The sequence below is a fragment of the Romboutsia sp. genome (assembly GCF_056995035.1).
This window is the reverse complement of the sequence record NZ_JBXKIW010000013.1, coordinates 1-17,842: the sequence shown is the minus strand read 5'-3', so window position 1 is coordinate 17,842 and position 17,842 is coordinate 1. Positions and strand designations below refer to the sequence as shown.

General features: G+C 27.8%; 24 protein-coding genes. 22 read left to right on the top strand and 2 right to left on the bottom strand.

Annotation, left to right across the window (positions count from 1 at the left end; genetic code table 11):
• The 9 genes from AC11VW_RS01450 to AC11VW_RS01410 form a co-directional block, all read left to right on the top strand.
• The coding region (locus AC11VW_RS01450; protein ID WP_484299616.1) for an aldehyde dehydrogenase family protein at positions 1-830 on the top strand (830 nt) is incomplete at its 5' end.
• A 121-nt stretch (positions 831-951) separates the two neighbouring features.
• Entirely contained in the window at positions 952-1,239 is a 288-nt protein-coding gene (gene eutM / locus AC11VW_RS01445) for an ethanolamine utilization microcompartment protein EutM (protein ID WP_484299615.1), read from the top strand.
• Between the two features lie 88 nt (positions 1,240-1,327).
• Positions 1,328-2,092 (top strand): cobalamin adenosyltransferase, encoded by a 765-nt coding sequence (locus tag AC11VW_RS01440; protein ID WP_484299614.1) that lies wholly within the window; start codon positions 1,328-1,330, stop codon positions 2,090-2,092.
• A gap of 13 nt (positions 2,093-2,105) precedes the next feature.
• Positions 2,106-2,732, top strand: a complete 627-nt coding sequence (eutD, locus tag AC11VW_RS01435) for an ethanolamine utilization phosphate acetyltransferase EutD (RefSeq protein ID WP_484299613.1) — start codon at positions 2,106-2,108, stop codon at positions 2,730-2,732.
• Positions 2,733-2,751: 19 nt separating this feature from the next.
• Positions 2,752-3,411, top strand: a complete 660-nt coding sequence (locus AC11VW_RS01430; protein ID WP_484299612.1) for a TIGR02536 family ethanolamine utilization protein — start codon at positions 2,752-2,754, stop codon at positions 3,409-3,411.
• A 13-nt stretch (positions 3,412-3,424) separates the two neighbouring features.
• Positions 3,425-3,697, top strand: a complete 273-nt coding sequence (locus tag AC11VW_RS01425; protein ID WP_484299611.1) for a EutN/CcmL family microcompartment protein — start codon at positions 3,425-3,427, stop codon at positions 3,695-3,697.
• Positions 3,690-4,238, top strand: coding sequence for a BMC domain-containing protein (locus AC11VW_RS01420; RefSeq protein ID WP_484299610.1), 549 nt, complete (start codon positions 3,690-3,692; stop codon positions 4,236-4,238). The genes AC11VW_RS01425 and AC11VW_RS01420 overlap by 8 nt, the downstream gene beginning before the upstream one ends.
• Before the next feature lie 15 nt (positions 4,239-4,253).
• Complete coding sequence (gene eutH / locus AC11VW_RS01415; RefSeq protein ID WP_484299609.1) at positions 4,254-5,345, top strand: ethanolamine utilization protein EutH; 1,092 nt, start codon at positions 4,254-4,256, stop codon at positions 5,343-5,345.
• A 1-nt stretch (position 5,346) separates the two neighbouring features.
• Positions 5,347-5,820 carry a cupin domain-containing protein gene (locus AC11VW_RS01410; RefSeq protein WP_484299608.1) on the top strand — a complete coding sequence of 158 codons (474 nt, stop codon included), beginning with the start codon at positions 5,347-5,349 and terminating at the stop codon, positions 5,818-5,820.
• Positions 5,821-5,954: 134 nt separating this feature from the next.
• Here the strand turns inward: AC11VW_RS01410 and AC11VW_RS01405 are convergent, their stop codons facing one another.
• The gene (locus AC11VW_RS01405) at positions 5,955-6,305 is read right to left on the bottom strand and encodes a hypothetical protein (RefSeq protein ID WP_484299607.1); all 351 of its coding nucleotides are present in this window, start codon (positions 6,303-6,305) and stop codon (positions 5,955-5,957) included.
• 161 nt (positions 6,306-6,466) lie between these two features.
• Positions 6,467-6,829 (bottom strand): hypothetical protein, encoded by a 363-nt coding sequence (locus tag AC11VW_RS01400; RefSeq protein ID WP_484299606.1) that lies wholly within the window; start codon positions 6,827-6,829, stop codon positions 6,467-6,469.
• 339 nt (positions 6,830-7,168) lie between these two features.
• Here AC11VW_RS01400 and AC11VW_RS01395 point away from each other — a divergent pair, with 339 nt between their 5' ends.
• The 13 genes from AC11VW_RS01395 to AC11VW_RS01335 all read left to right on the top strand — a co-directional run bounded on the left by AC11VW_RS01395 (position 7,169) and on the right by AC11VW_RS01335 (position 17,319).
• Entirely contained in the window at positions 7,169-8,155 is a 987-nt protein-coding gene (locus tag AC11VW_RS01395; RefSeq protein ID WP_484299605.1) for a sulfurtransferase, read from the top strand.
• Between the two features lie 7 nt (positions 8,156-8,162).
• Positions 8,163-8,885 (top strand): TVP38/TMEM64 family protein, encoded by a 723-nt coding sequence (locus AC11VW_RS01390; protein WP_484299604.1) that lies wholly within the window; start codon positions 8,163-8,165, stop codon positions 8,883-8,885.
• Positions 8,886-8,943: 58 nt separating this feature from the next.
• The gene (locus tag AC11VW_RS01385; protein ID WP_484299603.1) at positions 8,944-9,765 is read left to right on the top strand and encodes a heterodisulfide reductase-related iron-sulfur binding cluster; all 822 of its coding nucleotides are present in this window, start codon (positions 8,944-8,946) and stop codon (positions 9,763-9,765) included.
• Positions 9,758-10,411 carry a TVP38/TMEM64 family protein gene (locus tag AC11VW_RS01380; RefSeq protein ID WP_484299602.1) on the top strand — a complete coding sequence of 218 codons (654 nt, stop codon included), beginning with the start codon at positions 9,758-9,760 and terminating at the stop codon, positions 10,409-10,411. Before AC11VW_RS01385 ends, AC11VW_RS01380 begins: the two co-directional genes overlap by 8 nt.
• A gap of 17 nt (positions 10,412-10,428) precedes the next feature.
• Entirely contained in the window at positions 10,429-11,013 is a 585-nt protein-coding gene (locus tag AC11VW_RS01375) for a CDP-alcohol phosphatidyltransferase family protein (RefSeq protein WP_484299601.1), read from the top strand.
• Between the two features lie 276 nt (positions 11,014-11,289).
• Positions 11,290-11,793 carry a QueT transporter family protein gene (locus AC11VW_RS01370; RefSeq protein WP_484299600.1) on the top strand — a complete coding sequence of 168 codons (504 nt, stop codon included), beginning with the start codon at positions 11,290-11,292 and terminating at the stop codon, positions 11,791-11,793.
• Positions 11,794-11,822: 29 nt separating this feature from the next.
• On the top strand, positions 11,823-12,566 hold the full coding sequence (locus AC11VW_RS01365) for a cell division protein (protein ID WP_484299599.1): 744 nt from the start codon (positions 11,823-11,825) through the stop codon (positions 12,564-12,566).
• Positions 12,567-12,633: 67 nt separating this feature from the next.
• A complete protein-coding gene (gene yqeC, locus AC11VW_RS01360) occupies positions 12,634-13,317 on the top strand; it encodes a selenium cofactor biosynthesis protein YqeC (RefSeq protein ID WP_484299598.1) in 684 nt (227 codons plus the stop codon).
• Positions 13,318-13,352: 35 nt separating this feature from the next.
• Positions 13,353-13,559, top strand: a complete 207-nt coding sequence (locus tag AC11VW_RS01355) for a zinc ribbon domain-containing protein (protein ID WP_484299597.1) — start codon at positions 13,353-13,355, stop codon at positions 13,557-13,559.
• 69 nt (positions 13,560-13,628) lie between these two features.
• On the top strand, positions 13,629-14,198 hold the full coding sequence (gene mocA, locus AC11VW_RS01350; RefSeq protein WP_484299596.1) for a molybdenum cofactor cytidylyltransferase: 570 nt from the start codon (positions 13,629-13,631) through the stop codon (positions 14,196-14,198).
• Positions 14,195-15,214 (top strand): molybdopterin-binding protein, encoded by a 1,020-nt coding sequence (locus AC11VW_RS01345; protein ID WP_484299595.1) that lies wholly within the window; start codon positions 14,195-14,197, stop codon positions 15,212-15,214. Before mocA ends, AC11VW_RS01345 begins: the two co-directional genes overlap by 4 nt.
• Positions 15,215-15,509: 295 nt before the next feature.
• Complete coding sequence (locus AC11VW_RS01340; RefSeq protein ID WP_484299594.1) at positions 15,510-17,138, top strand: ABC-F family ATP-binding cassette domain-containing protein; 1,629 nt, start codon at positions 15,510-15,512, stop codon at positions 17,136-17,138.
• 28 nt (positions 17,139-17,166) lie between these two features.
• Entirely contained in the window at positions 17,167-17,319 is a 153-nt protein-coding gene (locus AC11VW_RS01335; RefSeq protein WP_484299593.1) for a hypothetical protein, read from the top strand.
• Positions 17,320-17,842 lie beyond the last annotated feature (523 nt).

Below are 17,842 nucleotides of genomic sequence, written 5' to 3'. Positions count from 1 at the left end.
CTATAGGTGTTGGACCTGGAAATGGACCAGCTTTTATAGATAAAAGTGCAAATGTTAAATTAGCAGTTAAAAGAATATTAGATTCAAAAACTTTTGACAATGGTACTATATGTGCATCAGAACAATCAATAGTAGTAGAAAAATGTATGGAAGAAACTGTTGTAAATGAACTTAAAAACCAAGATGCTTACTTCTTAAATGAAGAAGAAAGTGAAATTTTATCTAAGTTTATAATGAGAGCAAATGGAACTATGAATCCACAAATAGTTGGTAAAAGTGTTCAAACAATATGTGACTTAGCTAAATTAAACAATGTACCTAAAAGTAGCAGAGTTTTAATAGCAAGAGAAAATAAAGTTGGACATAACGTAGCTTACTCTAGAGAAAAGCTTACACCAATTCTTACATTTTATGTAGAAGAAAATGTAGAAGCTGTAATTAATAGGTCTAGAGAAATTTTACTAAATGAAGGTGCAGGGCATACTTTCTCAATGCACGCAAATGATGAAGAATTAGTAAAGAAATTTGCACTTAATATGCCAGTATCTAGAATACTTGTAAATACACCATCAGCACTTGGTGGAATAGGTGGTTCGACTAATTTAATACCAGCTTTAACGCTAGGTTGTGGAGCAATAGGTGGAAGTTCAACTTCAAACAATATAGGACCACTTGATCTTATAAATATAAAAAAGATTGCATATGGAGTTAAAGAAATAGAAGAACTTAGAGGAAGCGAACCTAAAATTGAAACTTCAAAGTTTGAATCAATGGATAAAGAAGAATTAATAAACTTATTAGTAAAAAAGATAGTACAAGAATTAAACTAATTAAAGTATATAAAATATACAAATTATAGTGAATAATCTACATTGTCACTATATCGTGAAAATGTAGTAATTAAAAAATAAATTAAAAAAATATTAATATAAAATTTTGGAGGTAATTGTTATGGCAAATGCAAACGCATTAGGAATGATAGAAACTAAAGGATTAGTAGGAGCAATAGAAGCAGCAGATGCAATGGTTAAGGCTGCAAATGTTCAATTAGTAGGAAAAGAGCAAGTGGGTGGAGGATTAGTAACAGTAATGGTAAGAGGAGATGTTGGAGCTGTTAAAGCTGCTACAGATGCAGGAGCTGCTGCTGCTGAAAGAGTTGGAGAATTAGTATCAGTTCACGTTATACCAAGACCACATTTTGAAGTAGATGCTATATTACCAAAAGTAGCTGCTCAATAATTAAAACATAATATATAAGTTAATTCTGATAAAAATGTGCTACTAAATACGGTAGCACATTTTATCCATCTGATAGGAGATGTGATAAATGGGTGTTCTAACAGAAAATGAAGTAAGAAGAGTAATAGGGAAAAATAGAGATGAAAAAATGACAGAATTTTGTATTCAAAAAGGTCAGCTAATAACTCCTTCAGCAAAATCTTATTTAGCAGAAAAAAATATCATTTTAAAATATGTAGATGATCTTTCAAGTGAAAATAATACTATTAAGGAAGTTGTAAAAGAAGTTATAAAAGAAAAAACATATAAATACACTACAGTATTTGGTGCTGATTTAGATGAAAAACCAGAGCATATGACACATTTAAAAGGAAATCTATTAGTATTTAAAAATCATAAAAGAATAGTATTGAGAGGTAAAATAGATTCGCTAGAATCTAAGATTTTAGAATCTCAAATTCTATGTCAAAAAAATAATATGCCGAAGTTAACAAAAGACTTACAAGAAATATTAGATTTTGTAAGAAATATAATGAGATGTGAAGTGTTAGAAGAAGCTTTAGGTGATTTTACTCTTTTAGGAATGACTCCTAAAGAATTAAGAGAACAGTCTCATAATCCTAAAAAATACTTTGGAATAGGTCATGAATTCCCAGCTTATGAAATGGGAGAGGTTGCAATTTGTATAAATAGCATAAGAAGCAATACTAGAGAAGTTGAGATTGCGGCATATGAAGCATTTAAAGGTGAATATGGACAGGTTGAAAGAGAAGATTTAATAAGAGCATTAAATAGACTATCATCAGTGTTCTGGATTATGATTTATAAAATAAGAACGGGCAAATACAAGTAGTTGGAGGACATTTATGCAAAGTCTATTAAATGAAGTAGTAGAAGAAGTAGTAAAGAGAGTTAAAAAAGAAGTCTTTATAGAAGTAGAAGCATCAGGAAGACATGTACATTTGAGTGAAAAAGAAGTAGAAAGCTTATTTGGAAAAGGTTATACTCTTACAAAGTTAAGAGATTTATCTCAGCCAGGGCAATATGCTTGCAAAGAAAGAGTAACGATAACTGGACCTAAAGGAAGTATAAAAAATGTTATAGTTTTAGGACCTTGTAGAAAAGAAACTCAAGTAGAAGTATCTTTAACTGATAGTTCATTATTAGGACTAAAGGCTCCTATAAAGCAAAGTGGAGATTTAAACGGAACTTTAGGAATTAAAATTTCTACACAACATGGAGAAGTCAATTTAGATAAAGGTCTTATGATTGCTAAAAGGCATATCCATATAACACCACAAGATGCAACTAAATTTAATGTATATGATAATGAAATAGTTCAAATCAAAGTATTTGGATCTAGACCTCTTATATTTGATGATGTAGTGGTTAGAGTAAATGAAAGATTTAAAACTAATATGCACATAGATTATGATGAAGCTAATGCTTGTGGATATACTAAAGAAACCATTGCAAAAATAATTAAAAAATAACCTCTAGGGAGGAAAAATTGTGAACTATGATAATATTGTAAATCTTATAGTAGAAGAGATATACAAAAAATTAAATAACAATGAAGTTACTAATAAAGCTAAAGCTGTTTTATTATGGGAAGATAATAAAGCTAAATTTGATATGTTAAATAATGAATTTGATATACTACATTTTGAGAAAGATTTGAGAGACTGTGAAATACTTATTGTATCTAAGCTTTGCATGAGGGGGCTTTGTAATTTAGCACTTGGAAATAGTACATCAGATGAAGAAAGATTTATATTAAAAATGCTTATGAAGGGTAAAAAAGTTTATATATTAGATGAAGGAATCGAATATAAGAGATATAAAGAAACGGCCCCAAAAGCATTATATAATAAATACTTAGCTTATGAAGAAGAATTAAAGAAATTTGGGGTAGAAATTATAAAAGATATATCTTTTATAACTTCTCAAAATAAGGATACTGTTGGGAAAGTAGAAGTTAAAAAAGACGTATTTAAGGTAAATGATGAATTTAGCTTAGATTTAAGAAATAAAAAACTTATATCTGAATGTGATTTGAGAAAGCCTCAAATAAATGGAGTTAAAACTATTATGGTTGGTAAAAAAAGTATAGTAACACCATTAGCTACTGATTTTATAAGAATACATCACTTAAAACTAAAAAGAGCATAGTAGAGGTAATTTTATGGAAATAGGAAAAATAGTTGGAAATGTATGGGCTACAAGGAAAGATGAAAAATTAAATGGACAAACTTTTTTAATTGTAAAACTTTTAGCAACTAAAGATACGTATAAGGAAGGTTTTTTAGTGGCAGCAGATAATGCAGGTGCAGGAAATGGAGACTTAGTTCTTATAAGTAAAGGGTCTGCAGCTAGAGAGTCATTAGAAAACAAGAATACTCCCGTAGATGCAACAATTGTTGGAATAGTTGACTCACTTGAGGTTTGTGATGAGTAAAAGTATTGGAGCTATAGAGTTTAAAAGTATAGCTAAAGGAATAGAAGTATCTAATGATATGGTAAAAAAGTGCTTTGTTGAGGTACTATATTTAAAAAGCATATGTCCAGGCAAGTTTTTAATAATAATAGCTGGAGAAACATCACAAGTAAAAGAGTGTGTAGATTGTGGATTATATAGAGGTAGTGGATACATCGTTGATAATTTTATAATAAATGCTGTACATGAAGATATAGTAAATGGACTTAAACATAAGTACAAACCTATAGAAAATATAACATCTATTGCAGTAATGGAAACTAGTAAAGTATGTGCAGGAATAAAATCACTAGATAAAACATTAAAATCTAGTGATGTAGTTCTTTTAAAACTACAATTATCTTTTGCGATAGGAGGTAAATTAGTATATATAGTAGCTGGAGACTTAAGTAGCTTAGAAGTAGGTATAGGTGAAGGTAAAAGTATGCTAAATTCTAAAGAGATAATAAATATATCAATAATACCATCAGTAGATAAGCAAATAATTAAAAATTTAATATAATAGCGGAGGGGAACTATGAGTATAAATGAAATTATAATTTATGTAATGGTAGCATTTATGGCACTTGGAGCTATAGATAAATGCCTAGGAAATAAATTTGGATTAGGTGAGCAATTTGAAGAAGGTATAATGGCTATGGGGTCATTAGCAGTTGCTATGGTTGGAGTTATATGTCTAGCACCAGTTTTAGCAGATGTATTAAGACCAGTAGTAGTGCCAGTATTTGATATGTTAGGAGCAGACCCTGCTATGTTTGCAGGAAGTTTACTTGCAAATGATATGGGTGGAGCACCACTTGCAATGGAACTTGCAAAAGACCCTCAAGCTGGTTTATTTGGAGGGCTAATAGTAGGGGCTATGATGGGACCTACTATAGTATTTATAATACCAGTATCACTTGGAATAATAGAAAAAGAAGATCAAAAATTCTTAGCAACAGGAATACTTGCAGGGATAATAACTATACCAGTAGGAGCATTTGTTGGAGGTTTAGTAGCAGGATTCCCAGTTATGATGATTATTAGAAACTTAGTACCTATAATAATATTTGCAGTTGTAATAGCATTAGGTTTAATGAAGTTTGAAAATGCTATGATAAAAGGATTTACATACTTTGGAAAAGGTGTAGTTATAGTTATAACGTTAGGACTTGCAGCAGCTATAGTTGAAACATTAACAGGAATAATTATAATACCAGGTATGAAACCAATACATGAAGGAATAGCGATAGTTGGAGATATAGCAATAGTTTTAGCTGGAGCATTCCCATTAGTATTTGTTATAACTAAAGTATTTAACAAACCTTTAATGGCATTAGGAAAATTACTTGGAATGAATGATATATCAGCAGCAGGACTTGTTGCAAGTTTAGCTAATTGTATACCTATGTTTGGTATGATGAAAGATATGGATGATAGAGGAAAGATAATAAACGTAGCATTTTGTGTATCAGCAGCATTCGTATTTGGAGATCACTTAGGATTTACAGCAGGATTTAATGCGGATATGATAACTCCAATGATAGTTGCAAAATTAGTTGGAGGAATAAGCGCAGTAGCATTAGCTATGGTTATAGCAAACAAGACATTAGAAAAGGAGAATGCATAAAATGGATTTAAAAAATATAGATAAAGGCTTATTAGAGCAACTAGTAAGACAAATATTAGAAGAAAAAATAAATGGAACTAAAGATAGTGTAGATTTTATAAGGAGCAAAGATATAAGCGGAGTAACTTCTGTAAAACTCCCAACGGTAAAAGTTGATGAATCCAATAGATTAGATACAGGAAATCCTAATGATATAGTTTATACTAAGGACTTATTCTCACTAGACGAAAGTAAAAGGTTAGGTTGTGGAATAATGGAAATGAAAGAAACAACTTTTGATTGGACGCTAGACTACGATGAAATAGACTATGTTATAGAAGGAACTCTAGATATAATAATAGATGGAAGAACAGTGTCTGCATCTGCAGGAGAGTTAATACTTATACCTAAAGGAAGTAATATACAATTCTCAGTTAAAGATTATTCTAGATTTATATACGTAACATATCCAGCTGATTGGTCTTCTCAAAATTAAATATAACATAAATAAAGAATATAATTTTATAAGAAGCTATGAGAATGTGCATAGATTTATGTAAATAGTATATCAATAATAAGCACTTAAAGAGCAAAAGTTCCATAGCACTGAATCTATGGAGCTTTTTGTTTTTACATTAAATTAATTAGTTGTAAAGGTTGAGTCCATTCACAATCATAATACTCTTCTGCCCACTCTAAATCCGTAGTTACTCTAAATCCACTTTTACTTATAGCAGGCTTAAAATAAATATTTACAGTAGTTATTTTACTAACTAAATATTTATTTACAATTATACTATAACCATCACATTTAAAGATTTCATCATCTTCTGTAGACTTATCCAAAGCTATGTCAAAAATAGGACCAGATAACTCACTAATCTCTCTAATATATAGTCTAAAGATTTTATTAGAAAGATTAAACTCAATAAACATTTGATTAAGCTTACTTTTAGCTTGGTCAGTAATATTTATAATCATTTTTATAGTTTCTACTAATTAAATTAATATTAAAAAGTAGACTCTCCTTTCATAGAATATTACAATTATATTTTAACCTTTAAACAATGTATTAATAGGTGGTATTTTATTGTAATAATAAGCTAAAATTCAAAAAAATAAGACTATAAGTTAAAATATAACTATAGCCTTTTTTTATTAGGTGTTTTTTTTACTTTTTTTATATATTTTCTTTTTACTTTTCTTGCTTTCTTTGTAGAATCTAGAATAGAAAGTCCTCTATCAAAAACATCTTCAATCTCTTCAGGTAAAGAGCATTCATCTTCAAACTTTGCCTTGCAAGCAATTCTTGTTACAGATAATAATGCAAGCTCATCTCCAAGAGCAACTAAAAAAGAGGCTAGCAGACCCAAATCATCATCATTTTCAATTTCTTGTGATATTATAGCTGCAAATATAGTTGTTAATATAAGAGACTGATTAGCAAGGCTGTTACAATGACTTTCTATGTTACATGGTCTATACAGATTTTTGATTTTAGGCATAAAACCCTCCAGATTGTATCTATTAATATTTTATAATATGAATTTCACAAAAATATGTTACTGCTAAACAAAAAATTAAATAATAGGTTAGTTAAAGAATTTAGCTATAAAACTTAGGGAAGCTTATTAAATTTATCATAAAAAGAATTTTAGTTAGAGTTGCAAATTATAAAAAATTATTATATATATATACATACATTCATATAGATATAATCTATATGAATGTATGTATATATATATAATAACTATAGCAAGAAGCCAAAGTAGACATAAGATTATATTAAAGTTATGTTACAATAATTAAGCAATACATAAAAACTAATAATTACGGAGGATAAAATGCATATAAAAAATAATAAAAAATTAGCAATAATGCTATCTATGTTAATGGTAGGAAGTATATTTGTGGGATGTTCAAAAGATAACAAAGAAACTAAAAATGAATCAGAACCTACAAAAAATGAACAAGCAGTAGCATCGACAACTAAAGATGATTATACATATGAAAACAATGATTATTTTACAAGTATATCTTGGTTAGAAAAAAATATGAAAGATAATAAAAATCTAGTAATAATAGATGGAAGAAGTGATAAAGACTACAAAAAAGATCATATACCAGGTGCTATAAATGTAGCATGGCAAAGCTTAGCTAAAATGGAAGGTAAAGCTGGAGATATGGATTGGGGTACACTATTAGATGAAACTACTTTATCAAAGGTTTTAGCAGAACTGGGGATAAGTAAAGATAGTCAAGTTGTAGTTTATGCAAATCAAAGTGGTTGGGGAGAAGATGGAAGAATAGTTTGGTGCCTACAAAGGGCAGGAATAGATGCAAGAATATTAAACGGTGGATTTGATTTATGGAAATCAGAAAGTAAAGAAGTAACAAACGAAGCACAACTAACAAAAGTAGTAAGTGATTTTAAAGTTGAAAAAATAACTAATGATATGAATATAACTACAGAGGAACTAAAAAAAGAACTTAAAGATGTTAAAATAATAGATACAAGAGAAATTGATGAGTATAAAGGTGCTACTAAATTTGGTGAAGCAAGAGGAGGACATTTACCTAATGCTATAAATATACCATTTAACAAACTTTATAATGAAGATGGAACTATAAAGTCAAATGAAGAAATAGAAAAAATCATGAAAAAAAATAGCATTGAAAAAACTGATAAAATAGTTACATATTGTACAGCAGGAATAAGATCTGCTCATATGGCTTTAGTTCTTAAAAATGCAGGATATGAAAATATTAGAAACTATGATGCATCATACTACGAATGGGCATCAGATGACAATAATGAAGTAGTTAAATAAATTAGGAGTGATTAAAATAGAAAATAAAAGAAAAAAATTATTAGTAAAGCTAGGAGTAGTACTAGTAATTTTATGTATATACTTATTTGTGCCAGTAGTTAAAGAAAATGTAAATCAAATGGTATTTTATTTAAGTATGCTTAACTTGGATGCTATAAAAGAATATATACTTTCCTTTGGAATTTTAGCACCAGTAATATCATTTTTATTAATGTTACTACAATCAGTGGCAGCTCCACTTCCTGCATTTTTAATTACATTTGCAAATGCAGCTTTATTTGGATGGGTTTATGGTGCAATTTTATCATGGACTAGTGCTATGGCAGGAGCGGTTCTTTGCTTTTATATTGCAAAATTCTTAGGAAGAGATGTAGTAGAAAAGCTTGCAAGCAAATATGCGCTAGATAGTGTAGATGAGTTTTTCCGGAAATATGGAAAACACACTATATTAATAGCAAGACTTTTACCATTTATGTCATTTGATCTTGTAAGTTATGCAGCGGGGCTTACATCTATGAACTTTATGTCATTTTTTATAGCAACGGGAATAGGCCAACTTCCTGCTACTATTGTATATTCATATGTAGGAGATATGCTAACGGGTTCTGTTAAGATAATGATGATGGGAATATTAACTTTATTTGCTTTAAGTATATTAATTTTTATGATAAAGAAAATATACAATGAAAAAAATAATAGCAAGATAGATGTGAAATTAAAGGAAGAATAGGTATGGATTGGCTTATGCCAATCCATATTTATATTTAAATTAAGTTGGAGGTAATTAAATGGGATTAGCATCATTTAAGTTTCATCAAATAAACAGTAGAAACAAAGTATTTAATAAAACTTTTATAAATGAAAATAGTGAAGTGATTTTTATGCCAGGATGTAGTTTAAGTGGATATAATGAAGACGTAATTTCAAATATATATGAATATTTAAAAAAACATATAAAAAATATAGGTATAAGTTTTTCTTGTTGCTACAAACCGAGCATTATGATAAATGATAATAAATCATTTAATAAATATTATAAAAAATTAGATGAAACTTTAAAAGACAATAATATAAAAGAAGTAATAACAGCATGTCCTAATTGCTATAAAACAATTAAGAATAATAGCGAAAATATTAAAGTGTCTTTTTTATTAGATGTAATAAAAGAAAACGGGATAGATGAAAGTTTACTAAATCATTATAAAGATGTAGGTATAAAATTTGCTATACACGACTCATGTGCCATAAGAGGTGAGAATTCAATATATGAAAGTTCAAGATTCATATTAGATAATCTGGGGATTAACTATATAGAGTTTGAAAAAAATAAGAAAAACTCAAATTGCTGTGGATCTATATTTATAGATAATGAAAAGAAAATAAAACAAATAAAAAGAAGATGCTTACAAACTAATGCACAATATATAATATGCTATTGTGAAACTTGCACAAAAGCTATGTTAATAGGAGATAAGAAGTCTATTCATGTATTAGATTTAATGTTTAATAAAGAAATTATAAATAAAAAATATTTTACTCAAAAACATCAATCTAGTATACTATCATGGAACAATAGATATAAACTAAGTAATAGGAGGACATATGAATAAGAATTTAAAAAAAATGATAATGATAGTATTTATAGCTATATTTATACTGTTAACAACTAAATTTATCAGTAATGATTTAGGTATATATAGTATAAAAAGATATATAAGTTCTTTTGGAATTTTAGCTCCTATTATATATATAATAATGTTTGCATTGGTTCCTTTGACATTTTTTCCGGATTCAGTACTAGCTATAGCATCAGGACTTGTTTTTGGATTTTGTAAAGGATATATATATACAACTATAGGAGCACTAATAGGAGGGAGTCTTGCATTTTTTATAGCGAGGTACTTAGGATATGATTTAGTTAAAAAGATTTCTAATGAAAAGTTGTCTAACATAGATAAATTAATAAATGAAAATGGTTTTTATATAATATTTTTATTAAGATTAATACCACTTTTTCCATTTGATGTGATAAGTTATGGATCAGGTTTAACAAATGTTAAATATAAGCACTTTTTAGGAGCTACTTTATTTGGAACAATACCAGGAATAGCAGTATTTACAAATATAGGAGCAAAGTCAGTAAATATAAGTAGTACAGAGTTTTATACATCTATAGCTATGCTTATATTACTTTTTATAATATCTATAATACTCAAAAATAAGATTTTAAATAATAAACTAAAAGAAATAGACTAAAGAAGAAAGGAAAAAGTATGTTAGATACACACGCAAGAAAATATGTTAATCCATTTATAGAATGTGGAGCAAATTTTTTTATAAAACTAAAAATAAGTGCTAATAATGTAACAATTCTAGCTTTAATACTTGGAATACTATCCTCCGTACTATTATATTTTGATAAAAACATATTTGCAGTAATTATTTTATGGATATCAGGATATTTAGATGCAGTAGATGGATCGGTCGCTCGAAAAACAAATTCATCGTCAAGTTTTGGTACAGTACTCGATATAACTTTTGATAGAATTGTTGAGATAGGAATAATACTTGTAATAGGAATGAAATTTGTAGATGTTAGATTTAATTTAATAATACTATTAGCGTCAATATTGATATCAATGGTAATATTTTTAACAGTTGGAGCTGTTAGTGAAAAAAGTGGAGTGAAATCATTTTATTATCAAGCGGGTGTAGCAGAAAGAAGTGAAGGTTTCATTATGTTTTCACTTATGATGCTAAGTAAAAATAATTTGAATGTTATAATAAACTTATTTTCATTTATTATACTTATAACAGCGATTCAAAGAATATCTGAAGCTAAAAAAATATTAAAGTAATTATGATATCAGTATTTATTCAAAAACATAAAAAAATTTGAGTTTAAAGATATTATGTTATATAATATCACAGGTAAACTTAATAAGACAGTTCGTAAGCCTCCTGTCTGTAAATAAAACTACGGTAAAAAAGCATTTATACAATGTTGTAATTTTTGTTTAAGAAACCGTAGATATACACTACGGTTTTATTTATTTGTATGAAGACAAGTTATAACGTGAAAATTTTCCTAGTTAGATAGGCTACAAAAATAATTAACATTAGGAGAAAGAATTATGATAAAAGAAACAAAAAAAATAGTTAGAATAGGAGTAGTTGCAGCAATATATGCAGCACTTACCTTAGTATTAGGATTTATAAGTTATGGACCTATACAATTTAGAATAGCAGAGGTTATGACATTACTTCCTCTACTTGGGAAAGAATACATATTAGCTTTAACAATAGGGTGTTTTTTAGCTAATGTAATAGGACCTTATGGAGTGCCTGATATAGTATTTGGTACACTAGCTACCTTTATAAGTGTATATTTAGTATATTTAACAGGAAAAAATATGAAGCATAAGCCGGGATATATATTAATAGCGTCATTGTGGCCAACAATAGTAAATGCTATAATAGTAGGCGGAGTAGTATTACATGTATTTTTTGGATTGCCATTAATTCTTTCTGCATTACAGGTAGGATTTGGACAATTTATGGTAATAACTATAATAGGAGTTCCATTATTTAAAATTTTCAACAATAAATATTCGAAATTGCTAAAGGATATGTCTTAATATATTTAGCTAATTAGTAAGGAGATAAAATGAATACAATAGACAAAATAGAAAGTGCTAAAATAATAGGTATAGGTGACGATGGTATAAAAACTTTAGATTCTATAGCTAATAAAGTAGCACATAATATGGATTTAGAAAAAATAAGTATAAACCAAGATGTAGATAAAGATTATGTAAGAACATTATTAGATGGTGTAGATACATTGTTTTTAACTTATAATAGTGAAGATAAAAAAGCACTACAAATAGTAAATGCTATAGCTTATATGGCCGAAGAAAGAAGAGTTTTAAACATAGGTCTTGACTGTGCACAAAAAGAAAATAAAGATGATGTAAATTTAAATAGAGAATTTAAAATATCTACAGAAAATCCAGATACTTTATTAGCTATAATAAATATGCTACTTGATTCTATATCTGATCTTTGTATGATAAACATAGATTTAAGTGACCTTAAAGAAACATTATGCACTGACAAAGGTATAAAATATTCATATGGTGAGTTTGATAAAGGTATAAAAACTGATGAAATAGTAAAATATTTATTAGAAAATGCTATACAAACTAGCGAAGAGGTTACCGCTAAAAAACAGATTATACTTGTAGAAATAGATGCTAATTACTGTGATAATGAAAAGATGCTAATAGTTATAAATGAACTATTAATTAATATACAAGATAACAGTGAAGATACTTATGAAGCTATATTCTCATTATACGTAAGAGAACAAGCACAAGGAAAAATAAAAGTTGGATTAGTTTGTAACTAATATATTTAAGTCCCTAGAATAATGATATAATTATTCTAGGGATTTTTGTATATAAGGAAACTATAATATGATAAAATTAGATAAAACAGAAATTATAACAGTGGTTGGAGCAGGTGGGAAAACATCATTTATAAATTACATAGCTAATAAATATAAAGATAAGATGAGAGTATTAATAACTACTACCACTAAGATATATATACCAAATAAGAATAGCTACGATAATATACATATGCTAGATGAAGATAGAAAGATAATTATATCAAAAGATTTAGGAATAACAGTAATTGGAAAACATATAAGTAAAGAAAAAAAAATAGTAGGATTAGATTTTAAAGAATTAGAACAGCTAATTCCTAAATTTGACTTAATACTTATAGAAGGTGATGGTTCTAAAGGAAAAAAGCTTAAAGGTTGGAATGATACAGAGCCTGTAGTATATCAGAAAAGTACAAAAACTATAGGTATATTAGATATAACATCCTATGGTATAGATATAAATGATGATAATATACATAGATTAAAAGAATTTAAAAGAATAACAAAAAGTAATAATAATGTAGATATAAAAAATTTAGTTGATATAGTCTTGAATAAAGACGGATTGTTTAAAAATGCATGTGGACAAGAGATATTATTAATTAATAGAATTAAAAGTAAATATGATAAAAATATTGCTAAACAATTGATAAATGAAATTAACAAATATGAAAACGATTTAACTATAATTTATAACACTAAAAAATTATAAATTATTTAAAATATAATCATAAGGGAGAATAAAAAATGAGTAATAATTATCTATGCCCAAAATGCGGAAATAAGGAATATGAAGTAGATGAAATATGTGCAACAGGGAGTGGGCTTTCTAAATTTCTCGATGTTCAAAATAAAAAGTTTTCAGTAGTAACATGTACTAAATGTAAGTATACAGAGCTTTATAAAGCTACAACTAGCACTTTAGAAAATATATTTGATTTATTTACATCATAAAATAATAAAAGTAACCCCTTTGGGTACTCTTATTTAATTGTATTATATTAAACTAGAAGGAAAAGAAAAATGATTACAGCGATAATAATGGCATCGGGTTTATCAAGTAGAATGGGTCAAAATAAACTTTTGCTAAATTACAATAATAAACCAATATTAGAGTATGTATTTGAAGCAGTAAAAAAATCAAATTTTAATGAAGTTATGGTAGTAAGCCAATATAATGAAATAAAAAACTTAAGTAAAGAATATGATTTTAAGTATGTAAACAATGAAAATGCAAATATAGGTCAAAGTGAATCTATTAAACTAGGAATCTTAAATAGTAAAAAAAGTGATGGATATATGTTTTTTGTAGGAGATCAGCCTTTTGTAGATACAAAATACATAGAAAAAATGATAAATACTTTTAATGAAAATAAAGAATATATAATAATTCCTAGATATAAAAACAAAAGTGGAAACCCAGTTATATTTCCATATAATAAAGTGAATGAATTATTAAATCTAAAAAATGACGAAAAGGGAAAAAAAGTAATAACTAAAACTTCTAAAATAAAATATATAGATGTTTCAGAAAGTATGTTGTTTGATATTGATACAAAAGAAGATTATAAAAAATTAGGTGTGGGGAAATGAAAAAAATTAATACAGTAGATTCAATAGGTCATGTATTATGCCATGACATCACAAAAATAATACCAGGAAAATTTAAAGGAAGAGCTTTTAAAAAAGGTCATATAGTGAAGGAAGAAGATATAGAGGTACTTTTATCTTTAGGTAAAGATCATTTATATGTATGGGAAAAAGCCTGTGATATGGTACATGAAAATGATGCAGCATCGTACTTAAAGGATTTAATAGCAGGAGATAATTTAGAGTTTAGTGAAATAAAAGAAGGTAAGATAGATTTTATATCTAAAATTGATGGTCTTTTAAAAATAGATGTAGATACGTTATTACAGCTAAATATGATAGATGATATAATGCTATCAACACTTCACAATAACTTTATAGTTCAAAAGGGAATTAAAGTAGCAGGAACAAGGGTTATACCTTTATTAATAGATGAAAATAAATTAAAAGAAGCTAAAAAAGTAGTAGGGGACAAAAAAATTGTAAGTATTATAGAGTTTAAACCAAAGAAAGTTGGAATAGTTGTAACAGGAAACGAAATTTATCATAAAAGGATAGTAGACAAGTTTGGGCCTGTAATAAAAGATAAAGTAGACAAGTTTGGATGTGAAGTTATAGGACAAACCATTTGTTCAGATGATAAAGAAATGATAAAAATAGCTATTAAAGATTTTATAGAACAAGGAGCAGAACTTATATGTTGCACAGGCGGGATGAGTGTAGACCCAGATGATGTAACACCGACTGCTATAAAAGAAACTGGTGCAGATTTAGTAACATATGGTTCACCGATTCTTCCTGGTGCTATGTTTTTACTTGCATATCATGAAGACACACCTATAATGGGAATACCAGGGTGTGCAATGTACAATAAAATAACTGTATTTGATGTTATTTTACCAAGAATTTTGATAAATGAAAAGTTGACTAAGGCAGATATTGCTAAATATGGTCATGGAGGACTTTGTATGAGTTGTGAGATATGTACATACCCTGCATGTAATTTTGCAAAGGTATAGACGTTAATTTAAAAATAAAATCAACATGTTTATAACCTATATAACACAAAATAAAATTAATAAATATAACTTTAAAAATAGCAAAGTCTATGTGGATTAAAACCTGCTAATAAACACATAGACAAACAGTTATATAAATAAATGAAAGATACTTTTTAAGATAGACTATAAAAGGCATATAAATAAGCAGTAGTCAGTTGACTAAAATAAATATTTGTTATATTATAAGTAATGTTGTATAATAGAAAATTAAATTACAAATTAGAAATAAGAAATAAGAAAGGAAACTACACGAATGTTACAAGTTACAAATATTGGACTTAGATTTGGTGATAAAGAGTTATTCAAAGATGTTAACTTAAAATTCACTAAAGGAAATTGTTACGGGATAATAGGTGCTAATGGTGCAGGAAAATCAACTTTCCTAAGAATATTAGCTGGAGATATAGAACCAAACACAGGAAATGTTTCTATAACTGAGAAGGAGAGAATGTCAGTACTTAGACAGGACCACTTTAAATATGAAGAGGAAACAGTATTAAATGTTGTTATAATGGGTCATGAAAGACTTTCAGAGATAATGAAAGAAAAAGATGCATTATATATGAAAGAAGACTTCAGTGAAGAAGATGGTATAAAAGCTGCTGAACTTGAAGGTGAATTTGCTGAACTTGATGGATGGGATGCAGAAACTAATGCAGAAAAAGTATTAATGGGTCTTGGTATATCTAAAGATTCACATTATAAGCAAATGAAGGAATTAACTGGTGGAGAAAAGGTAAAGGTGTTATTAGCTAAAACACTATTTGGTAAGCCTGAGATACTAGTAATGGATGAGCCTACAAATCACTTAGATTTTCAATCAATAAACTGGTTAAATGACTTTATAATGGATTTAGAAGATTCTATCGTTATAATCGTATCACATGATAGACATTTCTTAAATCAAATATGTACAAACATAGTTGACGTTGACTTTGGTAAAATCCAAATGTACGTTGGTAACTACGACTTCTGGTATGAATCAAGTCAATTAGCATTACAATTAGCTAAAGATCAAAATAAGAAAACTGAAGAAAAAGCAGCTCAATTAAAAGACTTCATTGCAAGATTCAGTTCAAATGCATCTAAAGCAAAGCAAGCAACATCAAGAAAGAAACAATTAGAAAAATTAGAGTTAGAAGATATACAACCATCAAGAAGAAGATATCCATTTGTTGGATTTACTCCTGAAAGAGAAATAGGAAATGACGTTTTAGAGGTTGAAGGATTAACTAAAGTTATAGATGGTGTTAAAGTACTTGATAATGTATCTTTTAGATTAGACAGAGAAGATAAAGTAGCATTTATGGGTGACGAAATAGCTACAACTACATTATTTAATATATTAATGGGAGAAGATACTGCTGATAGCGGAACATTCAAGTGGGGAGTAACTACTTCTCAAGCTTATCTTCCTAAAAACCATAACAAATTCTTCGATGGGGTTGAATACTCATTAGTTGACTGGTTAAGACAATACTCTGAAGAAAAAAGTGAAAGTTTTATAAGAGGATTCTTAGGTAGAATGTTATTCTCTGGAGAAGAAGCTTTAAAGCAATCTCAAGTTTTATCTGGAGGAGAAAAAGTTAGATGTATGTTATCAAAGTTAATGTTATCAAATGCTAACGTTTTAATACTTGATGACCCAACTAACCACTTAGACTTAGAAAGTATTACATCTGTAAATAAGGGACTTGAAAGTTTTAGTGGAGTAATGTTATTTAACTCTCATGACCACCAAATAATTCAAACTATTGCAAATAGAATAATTGAAATAACTCCAGGTGGATTAATGGATAGAAAAACTACTTTAGATGAATACCTTGCAGATAAAGACATTCAAAAGAAATTAAAAGAAATGTATGGCAATACTAAGAAGTAATTGCTAGAATCATTGAGGAGTATAGATTATGAATAAAAACCTAGAAATGATGCAAAAACTTATAGATGCAAAAAAAGCAAAAGGATCTAATGCAAAGGGAAGTATGAAATCAGTTAAAAATATTGGAAAAGGTTCAAATGCAGTTAACAGTCAGAAAAAGACAGGTGCTGGTGACAAATAAATATTGTGAGATTGTCTCATAATTTTAGTTTAAAGTGTACCCTAAAAGGTAGAGTTCTAAAAAGAACTCTACCTTTTATTTCATGTAATAAACTTATATTTTTTTATATATTTATATAATCGAAACATCTAAACTTAAAATAGTTCGTTAACACATCGTTCAAGCGATGGATCTGTTTTCAAGGGTTGTTGGCGATATGAGTGAAGTGAAATTTTTTATATAATTAAAAGATTTATTTTTGTGGAATTTAAATATTTAAAAAATAATAAATATTTAAAATTATTTTTTGTTCATAAAATATAAATTAATTGATATAATATATATATTATAGATAAAAAAGTCTATTAAAATCGAAAATTATATTATAATAGGGGTGACAACAAATGGGTTTTAAGTTAAGAGAATATATTGAACCGAACTTTGACGAGAAAAGGTTTTCGATATCTCCGAATGTGAGAACAGAAGAAGTTATTAAAGAGGGAGTTGCTCCAGACAATTATCATGCTAACTCTATATATCCTGA

Coding starts and splice junctions, on each gene's coding strand:
- eutM (WP_484299615.1), top strand. CDS start 952: ATGGCAAATGCAAACGCATTAGGAATGATAGAAACTAAAGGATTAGTA.
- AC11VW_RS01440 (WP_484299614.1), top strand. CDS start 1,328: ATGGGTGTTCTAACAGAAAATGAAGTAAGAAGAGTAATAGGGAAAAAT.
- eutD (WP_484299613.1), top strand. CDS start 2,106: ATGCAAAGTCTATTAAATGAAGTAGTAGAAGAAGTAGTAAAGAGAGTT.
- AC11VW_RS01425 (WP_484299611.1), top strand. CDS start 3,425: ATGGAAATAGGAAAAATAGTTGGAAATGTATGGGCTACAAGGAAAGAT.
- AC11VW_RS01420 (WP_484299610.1), top strand. CDS start 3,690: ATGAGTAAAAGTATTGGAGCTATAGAGTTTAAAAGTATAGCTAAAGGA.
- eutH (WP_484299609.1), top strand. CDS start 4,254: ATGAGTATAAATGAAATTATAATTTATGTAATGGTAGCATTTATGGCA.
- AC11VW_RS01410 (WP_484299608.1), top strand. CDS start 5,347: ATGGATTTAAAAAATATAGATAAAGGCTTATTAGAGCAACTAGTAAGA.
- AC11VW_RS01405 (WP_484299607.1), bottom strand. CDS start 6,305: ATGATTATAAATATTACTGACCAAGCTAAAAGTAAGCTTAATCAAATG.
- AC11VW_RS01400 (WP_484299606.1), bottom strand. CDS start 6,829: ATGCCTAAAATCAAAAATCTGTATAGACCATGTAACATAGAAAGTCAT.
- AC11VW_RS01395 (WP_484299605.1), top strand. CDS start 7,169: ATGCATATAAAAAATAATAAAAAATTAGCAATAATGCTATCTATGTTA.
- AC11VW_RS01385 (WP_484299603.1), top strand. CDS start 8,944: ATGGGATTAGCATCATTTAAGTTTCATCAAATAAACAGTAGAAACAAA.
- AC11VW_RS01380 (WP_484299602.1), top strand. CDS start 9,758: ATGAATAAGAATTTAAAAAAAATGATAATGATAGTATTTATAGCTATA.
- AC11VW_RS01375 (WP_484299601.1), top strand. CDS start 10,429: ATGTTAGATACACACGCAAGAAAATATGTTAATCCATTTATAGAATGT.
- AC11VW_RS01370 (WP_484299600.1), top strand. CDS start 11,290: ATGATAAAAGAAACAAAAAAAATAGTTAGAATAGGAGTAGTTGCAGCA.
- AC11VW_RS01365 (WP_484299599.1), top strand. CDS start 11,823: ATGAATACAATAGACAAAATAGAAAGTGCTAAAATAATAGGTATAGGT.
- yqeC (WP_484299598.1), top strand. CDS start 12,634: ATGATAAAATTAGATAAAACAGAAATTATAACAGTGGTTGGAGCAGGT.
- AC11VW_RS01355 (WP_484299597.1), top strand. CDS start 13,353: ATGAGTAATAATTATCTATGCCCAAAATGCGGAAATAAGGAATATGAA.
- mocA (WP_484299596.1), top strand. CDS start 13,629: ATGATTACAGCGATAATAATGGCATCGGGTTTATCAAGTAGAATGGGT.
- AC11VW_RS01345 (WP_484299595.1), top strand. CDS start 14,195: ATGAAAAAAATTAATACAGTAGATTCAATAGGTCATGTATTATGCCAT.
- AC11VW_RS01340 (WP_484299594.1), top strand. CDS start 15,510: ATGTTACAAGTTACAAATATTGGACTTAGATTTGGTGATAAAGAGTTA.
- AC11VW_RS01335 (WP_484299593.1), top strand. CDS start 17,167: ATGAATAAAAACCTAGAAATGATGCAAAAACTTATAGATGCAAAAAAA.